The 12867-nt window shown below is 64.1% G+C and carries 14 protein-coding genes and 1 tRNA gene; 11 read left to right on the top strand and 4 right to left on the bottom strand.

The window, feature by feature from the left end; all coding sequences use genetic code 11:
• Positions 1 to 98: 98 nt before the first annotated feature.
• From GJ630_RS12950 to GJ630_RS12910, 9 genes are all read left to right on the top strand, one after another.
• The gene (locus GJ630_RS12950; RefSeq protein WP_064287588.1) at positions 99 to 1646 is read left to right on the top strand and encodes a DASS family sodium-coupled anion symporter; all 1548 of its coding nucleotides are present in this window, start codon (positions 99 to 101) and stop codon (positions 1644 to 1646) included.
• 144 nt (positions 1647 to 1790) lie between these two features.
• On the top strand, positions 1791 to 3110 hold the full coding sequence (locus tag GJ630_RS12945) for an amino acid ABC transporter substrate-binding protein (RefSeq protein WP_014040746.1): 1320 nt from the start codon (positions 1791 to 1793) through the stop codon (positions 3108 to 3110).
• Positions 3111 to 3115: 5 nt separating this feature from the next.
• Positions 3116 to 4003: a branched-chain amino acid ABC transporter permease gene (locus GJ630_RS12940; protein ID WP_191450009.1), complete on the top strand. Its 888-nt coding sequence runs from the start codon at positions 3116 to 3118 to the stop codon at positions 4001 to 4003.
• Positions 4000 to 5061: a branched-chain amino acid ABC transporter permease gene (locus GJ630_RS12935; RefSeq protein ID WP_014040744.1), complete on the top strand. Its 1062-nt coding sequence runs from the start codon at positions 4000 to 4002 to the stop codon at positions 5059 to 5061. Before GJ630_RS12940 ends, GJ630_RS12935 begins: the two co-directional genes overlap by 4 nt.
• Positions 5054 to 5839, top strand: a complete 786-nt coding sequence (locus GJ630_RS12930) for an ABC transporter ATP-binding protein (RefSeq protein WP_014040743.1) — start codon at positions 5054 to 5056, stop codon at positions 5837 to 5839. The genes GJ630_RS12935 and GJ630_RS12930 overlap by 8 nt, the downstream gene beginning before the upstream one ends.
• Before the next feature lie 2 nt (positions 5840 to 5841).
• Complete coding sequence (locus GJ630_RS12925; RefSeq protein ID WP_014040742.1) at positions 5842 to 6591, top strand: ABC transporter ATP-binding protein; 750 nt, start codon at positions 5842 to 5844, stop codon at positions 6589 to 6591.
• Between the two features lie 3 nt (positions 6592 to 6594).
• Entirely contained in the window at positions 6595 to 7008 is a 414-nt protein-coding gene (locus GJ630_RS12920) for a universal stress protein (RefSeq protein WP_014040741.1), read from the top strand.
• Between the two features lie 78 nt (positions 7009 to 7086).
• Positions 7087 to 7160, top strand: a tRNA-Thr gene (locus GJ630_RS12915).
• Positions 7161 to 7529: 369 nt separating this feature from the next.
• Positions 7530 to 7835, top strand: a complete 306-nt coding sequence (locus GJ630_RS12910; protein WP_191450008.1) for a hypothetical protein — start codon at positions 7530 to 7532, stop codon at positions 7833 to 7835.
• A gap of 51 nt (positions 7836 to 7886) precedes the next feature.
• On the opposite strand, the gene GJ630_RS12905 is transcribed toward GJ630_RS12910, so the two are convergent.
• The 4 genes from GJ630_RS12905 to GJ630_RS12890 all read right to left on the bottom strand — a co-directional run bounded on the left by GJ630_RS12905 (position 7887) and on the right by GJ630_RS12890 (position 11013).
• Positions 7887 to 8927 (bottom strand): NAD(P)-dependent alcohol dehydrogenase, encoded by a 1041-nt coding sequence (locus GJ630_RS12905; protein ID WP_191450007.1) that lies wholly within the window; start codon positions 8925 to 8927, stop codon positions 7887 to 7889.
• A gap of 247 nt (positions 8928 to 9174) precedes the next feature.
• Complete coding sequence (locus GJ630_RS12900) at positions 9175 to 9810, bottom strand: PGF-CTERM sorting domain-containing protein (RefSeq protein WP_050036742.1); 636 nt, start codon at positions 9808 to 9810, stop codon at positions 9175 to 9177.
• Positions 9811 to 9864: 54 nt separating this feature from the next.
• Positions 9865 to 10107, bottom strand: a complete 243-nt coding sequence (locus GJ630_RS12895; protein WP_014040737.1) for a hypothetical protein — start codon at positions 10105 to 10107, stop codon at positions 9865 to 9867.
• 42 nt (positions 10108 to 10149) lie between these two features.
• Entirely contained in the window at positions 10150 to 11013 is an 864-nt protein-coding gene (locus tag GJ630_RS12890) for a heme-copper oxidase subunit III (RefSeq protein ID WP_008313149.1), read from the bottom strand.
• Between the two features lie 159 nt (positions 11014 to 11172).
• Between GJ630_RS12890 and GJ630_RS12885 the strand changes: the two genes are divergently transcribed.
• A complete protein-coding gene (locus GJ630_RS12885; protein WP_371727543.1) occupies positions 11173 to 12519 on the top strand; it encodes a hypothetical protein in 1347 nt (448 codons plus the stop codon).
• Positions 12516 to 12827, top strand: coding sequence for a C2H2-type zinc finger protein (locus GJ630_RS12880; RefSeq protein ID WP_129755314.1), 312 nt, complete (start codon positions 12516 to 12518; stop codon positions 12825 to 12827). The genes GJ630_RS12885 and GJ630_RS12880 overlap by 4 nt, the downstream gene beginning before the upstream one ends.
• Positions 12828 to 12867: the final 40 nt, after the last annotated feature.

The following is a 12867-nucleotide window of genomic DNA, read 5'->3' as shown; positions in this document are numbered from 1 at the left end:
CAACGAACAGGTGCGCGTACTGGTTTCGAACTTCTAACCATGACTGAACGGATATTCCACGGACGCCGAGACGCGGCGGCTGGCCAGCGGGGTCGGCCATGACCTGGTCGGGCCGAACGCGACCGCGGCGAACGGCAGGGGCGATCCTCGTCGCGCTCGCCTCGACGGCCGCGATAGCCGCAGCCCCGACGCCACCCGGACTCGACATCGCCGCCCAGTACGCGCTGGCGACCATGGCGTTTGCGGCGATTCTCTGGGTCACGGACGCCCTGCCGCTCCCGGTAACGGCGCTGCTGATACCGGTGTTGCTGACAGTGTTCGGTATCTACACCGAGATGGAGGCCGCGCTATCGGGCTTTGCCGACCCGCTCATCTACCTGTTCGTGGCGGGGTTCATGCTCGCGAAGGCACTCCAGACCCACAACATCGACCGCCGGATCGCCCTGCACCTCATTGGCTGGATGGGGCGGTCGCCGCGGCTGCTCATCCTGGCAATCATGGTCGCGACGGCGTTTCTCTCGATGTGGGTGTCGAACACGGCGACGACGGCGATGATGACGCCCGTCGCACTGGGTGTGCTTGCTGAGGTCGTCGGCCGAGATGTCCCCGACGGCGAGGCGTCGAACATGCGAATCGCGACCTTGCTCGGCACGGCCTACGCAGCGAGCGTCGGCGGGGTTGGCACCCTCATCGGTACGCCGCCAAACGTCGTCGCCGTGGCGTTTCTCGACAGGCTCATCGGCGTCGAGATATCGTTCGTACAGTGGCTGGCCGTCGGGCTCCCCATCGTCGTGTTGACCCTCCCGCTGACGTGGTACGTCCTGACGTTCTGGCTGTACCCCCCGGAGGTCGAGGACGTGAGTGGGGCAAAAGCGCAGGCGAACACGTACCTCGAAGAGGAGGGGCCACTGTCCGAAAGCGGCCGGCGCGCGGCGTATATTTTTGCGGCTACGGCGGGCCTGTGGATTCTCGGCGGGCTCGGGTTCCTGTTCGAGGGACTCCTCCCTGGACCGGTGTTCGTGACGCTGTTCGGCGGCACGGGCGAGACAGTGTTCGGTCTGACGGGCCACCGCGGCGTCCTGTACCTCGTGGTGGTCGGACTGCTCGCTATCCCGGCACTCGTCCTCTCGGGGGCTGACGACTGGGAGAACCTGGTCGACATCGATTGGGGTACCATCATCCTGTTCGGCGGCGGCATCTCGCTGGCGGACGCGCTGGCCGAAACCGAGGCGACGACGTGGCTCGCACGCACTGTCTTCGACACGCTGGTCGGCGCGCCGCTGGTCCTCGTCGTGCTCGCCGTCGTCGTCTTCACCGTGCTGGTGACGGAACTGTCCTCGAACACGGCGACGACGACGATACTCGCCCCGGTCCTCATCGGCCTCGGAAGTGTGCTCGCTGGAACACTCGGCGTCGAACCGGTACAGGCAGCCGTCACGCTGACCGTTACCGGGGCTGTCGCGGCGAGTTTCGCGTTCGCGCTCCCCGTCGCCACCCCGCCGAACGCTATCGTCTTCGGCAGCGGCCACCTGGAGCAACGGGACATGATTCGGGCCGGCGTCGTACTGAACGTCCTGATGACGCTCGTGTTGACGGCACTCGTCCTCGTTTCCTTCGCGGTCCTCTGGCCCCGCGTACTCTGGTAGGCCGGTCTGCGGTGTCGATTGTTCTTGAGGACGTACTTCTACGTATACGTCCTACCTCGCCACACTATCCTTAACATTTAATAGGGTATGTCACAACGGAACGTACAGGCCGTGTATCATTGATACACGGGCGTAAACCGACCTATGACTGGAAAACAAGACCGACGCGCGTTTCTGAAGGTGGCAGGAAGTACAGGTGTCCTCGGACTGACCGGCCTCGCTGGCTGTTCCGGTGACGGTGGCGACGGTAGTAGTGACGGGGGCGATGGCGGTGGTGGCGGTGACGGTAGTGACGGCGGGTCCACCGGGGATAGCGATGGCGGGATGAACGTCATCAAGCTCGGCGGTTCGATGAGTCTCACTGGGGACAACGCCGACCTCGGCCAGCTGTATAAAGACGCCTACGAGCTGACCATCCAGCGCATTAATGAGTCCGGCGGGGTTGAGGCCGGGGACGGCAACACCTACGAACTGGAGATGATTCTCCGTGACGACGGGACAGACGCCTCCCAGTCGAAGTCTATCTACCAGGAACTCATCGACCGCGAGGGCATCGACTACCTGCTCGGACCGTACTCCAGTACGGTGACCCTGCCCGCCAGCGCCGTGGCCGCACAGAACCAGAAGCCGATGGTCGAGGGCGGCGGTGCGAGCCCGGAGATATTCGCACAGGGCAACGAGTGGATCTTCGGCCTCCTGCCGACGGCGAACAAGTACGCCAAGAGCTACATCGACATGTGCCTCGCACAGGACTCGACGCCGGAGTCCATCGCGATCCTCGCGGAAGACGGCACGTTCAGCCAGTCGACCGCGGAGGGCGCACGTAACAAAATCAGCAACACGGATTTGGAACTGGTTGTCGACCAGACGTTCCCCTCGGACACGTCGGACCTCTCGACCAACCTCGGAAAGGTTCGGGACAGCGAGGCCGACATCCTCCTGCTGTGTGCCCACCAGAAGCACAACATCATCCTGGCCAACCAGATGGAGAGCCAGGACGTCAACGTCGACGCAGCGATGGGGACCGTCGGAAGCCTCAACGAATCGTTCAAAGACGAGGCCGGCGCGAACGGCGACTACATGTACGGGCCGTCCTCGTGGGCAGTCAACGCCGATTTCGACGACCCGGTGTATGGCAAGACCGGGGACTTTGTCTCGGCCATCGAAGAGAACTACGACTACACGCCGGACTACCACAGTGCGGCCGGTGAAGCCGTCATCCTCACGTACATGAACGCCTTCCAGAACGTCGACGAACTCAACCCGACGGCGGTCCGGGACCACATTCGACAGGCCGAGTTCTCGACGGTGTACGGCACCGTCGCCTTCGACGACAGCGGCGTCATCGACAAGAACATGCTGGTCTACCAGTGGCAGCCCGAGTCCGACCTCCAGATAGTGTACCCGGACAACGTGGCGCAGTCCGATCCGGTGTACCCGATGCCTGACTGGAGCGAGCGCTGAGAGCGATGGCTGCCACCCAATTCGTCGTCAACGGCCTGCTGGTCGGGGCACTGTTTGCAGGCGTGGCGGTCGGATTCGCGCTCATCTGGGGCGTCGTCGACATCATCAACCTCGCCCACGGCGAGATGGTGATGCTCGGTGGATACACCTCCTACTGGATGCTAACCCTGGTCACCGGGAACGCGGAGGGGTCGCCGCTCCTGTTCCTGGCGACCATCCCGGTCGCCATCGCCGTGCTGTTCGGCATCGGGTACGCGCTCCAGCGGACGCTGGTGTCGCGGGTCATCGGGACCGACATCTTCCTCACGCTATTGGTGACCTTCGGCGCGAGCATCGCCATCCAGCAACTGGCGATACAGGCGTGGTCGGCGAACCCGCGGTCCATTCAGGTCAGCTTCGCGGACCCGTCGGTGAACCTCGCTGGCATCGTCGTCCCCAAGATGAAACTCGTCGCCTTCGCGGGCGCGCTCGTTCTCACCGCGCTCATGTACGTGTTCCTCCAGAAAACGCGGACCGGACGAGCGATACGGGCCGTCTCGCAGAACCCCGAGGCCGCGGCGCTGGTCGGCATCGACGTCGAACACACCCGCGCGGTGACCTTCGGCGTCTCATCGGCTATTGCCGGCGGTATCGGCGCGTTCATCGCCGTCATCCTGAACATCCAGCCACAGATGGGGCTCATCTACACGCTCAAGAGCTTCATCATCGTGGTGTTTGGCGGCGTCGGGAGCATCCCCGGCGCACTCATCGGGGGCCTGTTGCTCGGGTCGGTCGAGGAACTGGTCGCAGGCTTTATTTCCTCTCAGTGGACGCTCGCTGTGAGCTTCTCGCTGCTCATCCTCTTGCTCATCCTCAAACCGAGGGGTCTGTTCGGCCAGGGGGCTGAACAATGAGCACGACCGACGAGGATTCGAGCGGCGTCCTGCGGTCGATCCTCCCGCCGGAACAGGTCGATCGGTTCCTCGGGACCTGTGACGACTACGGCTGGGCGCTCCTCGGTCTTGGGACGCTGATTGCGGCTTCGTTCCCCGTGCTCGGACTGGAGGGCGGCTACTTCATGACAGTGCTGTCCGAGATGTTCCTGTTCGCCATCCTGGCGCTGTCCTGGGACATCGTCGGCGGACAGACCGGCTATCCCAGTTTCGGAAACATGGCCTTCTTCGGTATCGGGGCGTACGCGACGGCTATCCTGACGAAAGACTTCGCTGTCGCGTTCCCGGTCGCGTTCCTGCTGGCCGGCTTGCTCGCCGTCACCTTCGCAGCCATCATCGGCATCGTCGTGCTCCGACTCCGCGGCCACTACTTCGCCATCGCGACGCTGGGCGTCCTGCTGGTCGCCCAGCAGGTCTCTCGCATCCTCGACATCACCGGTGGCGCCAGCGGGAAGATACTGCTGGAGACGCCCTCGGCCGAGACCTTCTACTACCTGTTCCTGGGCGTCCTCGTGGTCGAGATGGCGCTCGTCTACTACCTCTCCGGGACGCGCTTTGGCTTCGTCCTGAACGCCATCCGGGACGACGAGGAGAAGGCCACAGCGATGGGGTTCAACACCACGTACTACAAGACGGCCGCGTGGATGCTGGCCGGCCTGTTCACGGGCTTTGCCGGTGCGGCGTACAGCCTGTTCAACACGTTCATCGACCCCCAGACGGCCTACAACGGCGCGTGGAACGTGGAACTCATCGCGATGGCGCTGCTTGGCGGGTCCGGTACCGTTGCCGGCCCCGTCATCGGTGCGTTCGGCCTCCACACCATCATCGAACTCGTGGAGACGTACGCCGTCGGGTGGCAGCTGGTCCTGCTTGGTGGAGCCGTCATCGTCACGGTCATTGGCTTCCCCAAGGGGGTCGTCGGAACGCTCAGCGAATACGCCAGCCAGATGGACTACTACAAGCACGGCGGCATGGCCGCCACGGACACTGACGACCAGGAGGTGAACGCCGATGAGTAAAGCGGACAGCGGTTCGACAGCTGTCACGGACAGCGACCGTGCGGTGTTGCGGACCGACGGCGTCACGAAGCGCTTCGGCGGCCTGACCGCCGTCGACAACGTGGACATCGAGATCCACAGTGGCGAAATCGTCGGCCTCATCGGGCCGAACGGTGCCGGCAAGTCCACGCTGTTCAACTGTATCACCGGGACGCTGACGCCCGACGAGGGCCGGGTCTACCTCCAGGGCGAGGACGTGACGGACTGGCCCGAGCACAAGATCGCGCGGGCCGGCCTGGGGCGCATGTTCCAGGAAACCCGGATCTTCGGCGACATGACCGTCCGCGAGAACCTGCTGCTTGCGGCCCAGGAGGGCGGCGCGAACGTCGGTAGTCTCCTGCGCCGCCCGGATAGCTCGCTGCTCTCCCGGACGGACGAACTGCTTGACTACGTTGACCTCGGGGGGCTATCGGAGACCCGCGCCGGACGGATGAGCTTCGGCCAACAGAAGCTACTGGAGTTCGCCATGGAGCTGATGTCGGAGCCCGAAATCCTGCTGATGGACGAACCGGCAGGCGGCATCAACCCCTCGATGCTGGGGAACCTCATCGAGTACATCCGTAACGCCAACGAGGAGCAGGAGTCGACCATCTTCCTCATCGAACACAACATGGACTTCGTCATGGACATCGCCGACCGCATCTACGTCCTGGCCCACGGCGAGCGCATCGCCAACGGGACGCCCGAAGAGATTCAGAACGACCAGCGCGTACTCGACGCGTACCTCGGGAGGGAGTGAGTATGGCATCAACACCAGACGCAACGAGCGACCCGACCGAGGACCCGGTGCTCCGGATGGAAAACGTCACGGCCGGCTACGGCAACACCACCGTGTTGCACGACGTGAGCATCGCCGTCGAGGACGAACAGGTCGCCTGCCTTATCGGTCCGAACGGCTCCGGGAAGTCCACCCTCATGAAGAGCATCTACGGGTTCGCGGATGTCCAGTCCGGGACGGTGTCGTTCCGCGGCCAGGAGATCACCGGCCGGTCGCCCCAGCAGAACCTCGCCAACGGGATGAGCTACGTCCTGCAGGACGCCAGCGTCTTTCCGGGGATGAGTGTCCACGAGAACATGCTGATGGGCGGCTACGTGTTCAACGACGACGACCGCGCCGCTGCCCGCGCCGAGGAACTGTACGAGGAGTTCCCAGTGCTCGCCGACCTCCGGAGCCAGTCAGCCGGTACTCTCTCGGGCGGCCAGCGTCGCCTGCTGGAATTGGCCCGCGCGCTGATGGTCGAACCGGACGTGATGATGCTCGACGAGCCGTCTATCGGACTCGAGCCGCGGTTCATCGACGACGTATTCGAGCGCATCGAGCAACTCAACGACCTCGGAACGACCATCCTGCTCGTCGAACAGAACGCTGAAAAGGGCCTCTCTATCGCCGACCGCGGCTTCGTGCTCGCGAGCGGGGAAATCAAGTTCACCGGCACGGGGACCGAACTGCTTAACGACGAGGAAGTCGGACGCTTGTATCTAGGAGGGTAAAATATGTACACGATACTCGTCCCCGTCGACGCCGATGAGGACCGCGCCCGCGGCCAGGCCGCCTTCGTCGCGGAGCTACCGGCTGCTGAGACCGACGTCGAGGCCGTGATCACGCACGCACTGACCAAGGAAGAGGCGGAAGCGCCCGAGGAGATACGCAACGTCGAGCGAATCTCGACAGTGCGCCTCGTGCGTGACTACCTCGAAGACCACGACGTCGATGTCCAGCTGGCTGAGGGTCAGCAGCCGCCTGCGGACGGCATCATCGATCTGGCCGAGGAGTTCGACGTCGACCAGATCGTCATGGGGTCCAGAAAGCGGTCGCCGACCGGCAAGGCCGTGTTCGGGAGCGTCTCCCAGCAGGTCCTGCTCGAGGCGGATGACCCGGTCACCGTCGTCGGGTCCCGAGCGGAGTGAGAACGTCCCTCTCGGTGGTCCCGATTCGCAATCCTTATTGCGGTTATGCGTCCAACAACTGATGTACGCGAGCACGGCGCCGGTGTAGCTCAGACTGGCAGAGCGAATCCTTCGTAAGGATTAGGCCGAGGGTTCAAATCCCTCCACCGGCTTTCTGCAAGGAACGAACGTGACGAGCGAAAGCTAATGTGGAATTTGAAGCAGGGAAGAGCGTTGTTCCGTCCATGGTTCAGAATCTCCACCGGCTTCCCTTTTCGAATGCCGTTCTGCGAGTTAGCCGCGTTCTCTACCGAAGACGACTTGTCGGCAGCCGTAGGTGTTGCGTCGCTATCCCGACGGTGCTCCGTGAGCCGCATAAAAACGACCCTCATCAGTGACGCGATACGGCGACGGACTGCTGGACGGTACTTCTAGCTGTAAACGATGGGCACACAGTACGGATTACCGGCGGGTACTGCGGTGTACGGTCGAGAGCGGCACGACAGACACACTTGCGGACAGTTAGACGGAGTGTGGGTCTGATGGATTTCAGAAACGCCTGGCATCGCGCCACCGACGAAGACGTCTGTTGCATCGCCTGCGGTGAAACGGTCGCCCGGTCGGATGCCCGGGAATACGACAAGTACGGGGACCGCTGGAACCGCGACGGCAAGTCCTTCGAGTACCTGTGCAAGCCCTGCTACAAGGAGTGCTGGCACGTCGACCGGAGCGGGCTGGAAGACCGACTCGAAGCGGCCGGTGCCGGGACCGTGAGCCGGGACGCGTTTCTCAGGTGCTATCACGACCTGGCCGAGGACGCGGAACAGACTCGCGCCGACGGTTGGTGAGCCGAAAGAAGGGTGCCCTGTCCGGCGATACGACACCGCAACACAGGCCATTCAGGGCGTGATGACTGCCCGACCGTCGATCTCTCGGTCTTCGAGCATCTGTGCGACGGTGTTTACCTCGCCCAGGTCGTACTGGGTCGTGTGCAGGTCGACCGCGCCGCGCTCGACAAGCGCGACCAGTTCCTGCAGCTCGGTGTACTGGCCGACGATGTTGCCCTGATAGGCGAACTCGCCGTTTACGAGCGCCTGTGCGGGTTCGTGGATGTGGCCGCCGTAGCCGATGATGTGGTGGTCGCCGCCGGCGGCACAGATATCGGGCGCGAGCGCCGTCGTCTCGTCGGCCCCGACGAAATCGAGCACCTGCGCCGCGCCGACGCCGTCGCTGATGGCCTCGACCTCGCTGGCGACGTCTTCGCTTTCGGGGTCGATGGTGTAGTGTGCGCCGAGGTCGTCAGCGAGGTCGCGGGCGGACTGCTTGATGTCGACGGCGACGAGGTCGGCGGCACACATCGCGTCGAGACACTGGAGACCGATGTGTCCGAGCCCGCCGATACCGATGACGACCGCAGTGTCGCCCGGATTGAGTCCGTCGACGGCTTTCTTCGCCGCATGGTAGGCCGTGATACCGGCGTCGGCGTGCGGGGCGATGTCGGCCGGGTCGACGCCCTCGGGCAGCGGGATGACCGACCGGTCGCTGGTCAGTAGCTGGTCGGCGAAGCCGCCGTCGGTCGTCAGGCCGTTGAACGCGTCGTTCTCGCAGTACATCGTCTCACCTTGCCGGCACGGTCGGCAGGTGCCACAGGTCTGGACCGGATGACAGATGACCTGGTCGCCTTCCGAGACGATATCGACGTCGTCGCCGGTCTCGACGACTGTCCCGGCGTTCTCGTGGCCCAGCGTCATCGGGAGGTCCTGCGGGACGTACTGGTCCCACATCCCCTCGATGATGTGATTGTCAGTCTGGCACCAGCCGGCCCCTTCGACCTCGACGATGACGTCGTCCCCCGACGCGACCTGTGGTGCGTCCACCTCGTCTATCGAAAGCCCGTTCGACATGTCGTGCGTGTACTCGTGGAGTCTGGCTGCGCGCATCGTTCTGTATCCGGGCGAAACGACATTAAACATCCATTATAAAATATCATATATATTGTAGTATCGCCCATCCCACTGTCTGAGAAGAGTATCAGCCACCCGGCCAGCGTCTGTAGACTCCGAATCCGGGTGCAAGGAACGATGCGTGTGGTGACGCCCTCAGCTACACAGACTACGGCTGTCATCTCGTGGAGAATATTGCTACCCCGAGGTAGCGAGTATCTTCAGGGAGGTACAGCCGACAGTCTCAGTCCCGACTGGCCAGCAGTGCGGCCCCGAGCAGCGCCACGACGGCGACGGGAATCCCCATTCCGGGGCCGAAGGCCGACGACGGTGCGGGGCTGGTCGCGCGGATCGGTTCCTCGACCGGTTCGTCAGCCTCGTACTCCCAGACAGCGGTCTCGTTCCGAACGATATCAGCGTTCGAGGACGAGACGTCGGCGGGCATCGTCAGCTGGTACTCGACTGCGACGCCATCGCCGAAGGCCACGTCGGTATCCTCGTTCGCAGTGACGAACGTCCGGTCTTCGTACGTGACGTTGCCCCCGCTAGCGTTGACCGACACGTCGCTTTCCGGGCCGGGGTTCCAGTCCGTGAACGTCATCGAGAGCGTGACGTTCTCACCCTCAAGCTCTTGTTCGTACGTGTGATTCGCCATCCGACTGGTGTTCACGTCGGCCAGGAGATATCCTTCAACCGAGTCATAGCCCTCTTGCTGGGCCTGGCTCTGGAGGCCGTCGTACACCGACGGGGACATGTCGAGAGTCAGGTCGTACTCCGAAACTGTGCCGTCTCCGGCCACTGTCGAGTCAACCGTCGCCGTCACACAGCCGGAGAGGACGACGAGGGCAGCGAGACCGATCGCAGGGACAATCCGATTCATACCTCACCGAATCGGGTCAGATGGGATAAGCCTTGTTACCGGGGCCGATTCGGCTCAATGTGTGAGGACCAGTAGCTGGTCGTCAGTCCGAACCAGACAGAAGGGGGACCCGGGGTCTCCGAAAGTGTTCGTCCGCTTTTCGCTGACAAAGAGCGTCTCGAACTCGTTGCCACAGGCCGGACAGGCGAACCCCTTCCGGTTTGACAGCGTCATCGTCCCGCGGTCGTCTTTCAGCAGCTTGAGCCCGTGTCGGTACTCGTGGACGTCGAAGCTCCCGCTGACGTCTAGCCGGTCCATGCGTGTGAAACGAGTGTCGGCCGTCTAAAACTCGTCGGCGATCTACACCAGGTTCGCGCCCATGTAGAGCACGACGACGAGGAAGATCCAGACGATGTCGACGAAGTGCCAGTACATCGACGCTGTCGAGACGGAGGTGTGCCGTTCAGCCGAGTACTGACCGTAGTACGCGCGGACGAAGACGATACCCAGAAGCACGGCCCCCATCGTGACGTGGAGGCCGTGGAGTCCCGTCAGACCGTAGAAGGCGGAGCCGTAGATGCCGCCACCGATGCTGAAGCCCTTGTGCACGATGAACTCGTAGTACTCGTACACCTGCCCGCCGATGAAGACGATGCCCAGCAGCAGCGTCGCGCCCAGCAGCTTCAGGAACCGGCTTCGGTTTCCGTTCCGGAGCGCGATGTGGCTGTAGTGAAGCGTCACCGAGCTGGCGATCAGAATCAGCGTGTTGACGATCACCAGCGAGCCGAACACCTCTGGCACTGCCGCCTGCGCCCAGACTTCGCCGCCACGCACGATGAAGTAGTACACGAAGCCAGCGCCGAAGGTGGCGATTTCGCTCCCAAGGAACAACAGCATCGCGAACTTCAGCGTCTTGTCTGAGTGGTAGTCCGTCCCGCGCTCCCAGAAGTCCGAGACGAAGGCGTGGTACAGCCAGCCGTAGATGCCGACGAGGAAGAGGCCGACACTCCCGGCCATCGCTCCCGCCCCGACCGTCTGGCTGACAAGTGCGTTCTCGCCCATCGAAAGCACGAGCAGGGCCGCGCTGACGTAGATGCCCGAACCACCGATCGCCGTCACAAAGGGCCACCAGCTGGCCTCGCCGAACCCGTGGGGCCAGTCCTCCGTCGCCGGGAGGTGGTGCTCCCCGTGCCCGTCGTCCGCGTGTTCATCGGAGACACTCATACTAGGGCCCTTGCGAACGGAATACTAAAAGCCCATCCAATTCACTGCGGATTGGTCCGGTTCCGTCTCTGAATGGCCCGCCGGCATCCCGGAAGCTACACGGGGGCGAAGGCCCAACTGCCGACGATGACATCTGGGAGGCGTCGTACGGTCGCGCTGGTGGTGTGTGGGCTGGGCTGGCTGGCCGCGACGGGAACAGCGAGCGCACACGGCGGCAGTCTCGCCGGCGGCGGGCGCGAATCGCTGACGATACCGACGTGGCTCTTCCTGAGTACCGGTGGTGCGGCCGTCGGCGCGTCGTTCCTGCTGGCCTCGTTCGTCACCGACCGGGCGTTCGTCGAGCGCATCCACGACTGGGGGCGGCCGCTGTCGGGCGACTACGAGCGTGTCCTAAAGCTCGCCGGCCAACTCCTCGGGCTCGCCGGACTCGCCGCGGTGTTCGTCGTCGGCTTCCTCGGACCGACGAACGCCCGGACGAACCTCGCGATACTGCTCGTCTGGGTCGGCTGGTGGGCCGGGCTGGCGATGACGACATACCTCCTGGGCAACGCCTGGGCGACGCTCAATCCGTTCAAGACGCTCGCCGACCTCCTCCCGACGCTCGACCGCCCCTACCCGGCCCGCGTCGGATCGTGGCCCGCCGTCGGCGGCCTGCTCGTGCTGGTGTGGCTGGAAGTCGTCAGCCCGCTCGCCGACCAGCCGCGACTGCTCGCGTCGGTCGTCGCCGGCTACTCGGTGCTGACGCTCGCGGGCGCGCTCGTGTTCGGACCCGAGGACTGGTTCGCTCACGCCGACCCGGTGGAGCGGGTGTTCCGCTACTACGGTCGCTTTGCGCCCATCGGCCGCGACGAGGGGGGACTCCGACTTCGGCTCTCCGGAATGGACCTCTCGACGCCGCGGCTGGTCGACGGCCCCGACGAGGTGGCGTTCGTGGTCGCCCTGCTGTGGGTCACGACCTACGACGGGCTGGTCACGACGCCGGCCTGGCGGGACCTGACGACACCACTCGTCGATGCCGGCGTCCCGCCGCACCTCCTGTATCCGGTCGCGCTCGGGATCGGCTTCGCCGGCTTCCTCGGCGTGTATCGACTCGCGGTCCGGCTCTCCCGTGATATGTCGGACACGTATCTGGCTCCGGCAGTGCTCGCACAGCGGTTCGCGCCGCCGCTCGTCGCTATCGCCGTCGGCTACCACTTCGCGCACTACCTCGGGTACTTCCTCGTACTCGCACCTTCGCTGGCCGTCGCGCTCACGTCGCCGTTCGCGGACCCGGCAGTAGTGCCGACCATCGAACTACCGGATTGGTTCGGCGCGATTGCGCTCGCGTCGGTCATCGTCGGTCATCTGGTCGCTATCTGGGTGGCCCACGCCGCCGCGTACGACCTGTTTCCCGCACGACTACAGGCGATTCGGTCGCAGTACCCCTTCATCGCGGTCATGGTGTTCTACACGATGACAAGCCTCTGGGTCGTCTCTCAGCCGGAGGTGGCACTCCCCCATCTATGACTGACACAGCAACCCAGACGGCGGCTGATACGGCAGCGACAAGCACCGATGACGGAGCAGCCTACGACGTCCCGGCCGACGCCACGGCCTACACCTGTGCGTACTGCGGCCGGCCGTTCGCCCGCGAGTCATGGCTCGCGCTCCACCGCGGTCTGGCCCATCCCAACGAACTCGACGACGCGGAGATCGAGGCCTTCCGGGCGGCTCACGACGACGAGGAGGAGTCGCTTTCGACGTTCCGACTCCAGGCGCTGGGCGCGCTTGTGCTCATCTACTTCGGTCTCCTGATGATCTACGCGCTCGTGTGAGCTCCACTCGGCCTGGTGACCGCACCGACAACGGGCGGGA

Source organism: Haloarcula sp. CBA1122 (genome assembly GCF_009741785.1).
In the GTDB taxonomy this organism is placed as follows: domain Archaea; phylum Halobacteriota; class Halobacteria; order Halobacteriales; family Haloarculaceae; genus Haloarcula; species Haloarcula hispanica.
This window is presented reverse-complemented; position numbering and strand designations above follow the sequence as displayed.

What these genes read in the sequence shown, in the direction of transcription:
- GJ630_RS12940 (WP_191450009.1), top strand. Translation starts at nt 3,116, where the DNA reads ATGGCTGCCACCCAATTCGTCGTCAACGGCCTGCTGGTCGGGGCACTG.
- GJ630_RS12930 (WP_014040743.1), top strand. Translation starts at nt 5,054, where the DNA reads ATGAGTAAAGCGGACAGCGGTTCGACAGCTGTCACGGACAGCGACCGT.
- GJ630_RS12925 (WP_014040742.1), top strand. Translation starts at nt 5,842, where the DNA reads ATGGCATCAACACCAGACGCAACGAGCGACCCGACCGAGGACCCGGTG.
- GJ630_RS12900 (WP_050036742.1), bottom strand. Translation starts at nt 9,810, where the DNA reads ATGAATCGGATTGTCCCTGCGATCGGTCTCGCTGCCCTCGTCGTCCTC.
- GJ630_RS12895 (WP_014040737.1), bottom strand. Translation starts at nt 10,107, where the DNA reads ATGGACCGGCTAGACGTCAGCGGGAGCTTCGACGTCCACGAGTACCGA.
- GJ630_RS12905 (WP_191450007.1), bottom strand. Translation starts at nt 8,927, where the DNA reads ATGCGCGCAGCCAGACTCCACGAGTACACGCACGACATGTCGAACGGG.
- GJ630_RS12950 (WP_064287588.1), top strand. Translation starts at nt 99, where the DNA reads ATGACCTGGTCGGGCCGAACGCGACCGCGGCGAACGGCAGGGGCGATC.
- GJ630_RS12910 (WP_191450008.1), top strand. Translation starts at nt 7,530, where the DNA reads ATGGATTTCAGAAACGCCTGGCATCGCGCCACCGACGAAGACGTCTGT.
- GJ630_RS12890 (WP_008313149.1), bottom strand. Translation starts at nt 11,013, where the DNA reads ATGAGTGTCTCCGATGAACACGCGGACGACGGGCACGGGGAGCACCAC.
- GJ630_RS12920 (WP_014040741.1), top strand. Translation starts at nt 6,595, where the DNA reads ATGTACACGATACTCGTCCCCGTCGACGCCGATGAGGACCGCGCCCGC.
- GJ630_RS12880 (WP_129755314.1), top strand. Translation starts at nt 12,516, where the DNA reads ATGACTGACACAGCAACCCAGACGGCGGCTGATACGGCAGCGACAAGC.
- GJ630_RS12935 (WP_014040744.1), top strand. Translation starts at nt 4,000, where the DNA reads ATGAGCACGACCGACGAGGATTCGAGCGGCGTCCTGCGGTCGATCCTC.
- GJ630_RS12945 (WP_014040746.1), top strand. Translation starts at nt 1,791, where the DNA reads ATGACTGGAAAACAAGACCGACGCGCGTTTCTGAAGGTGGCAGGAAGT.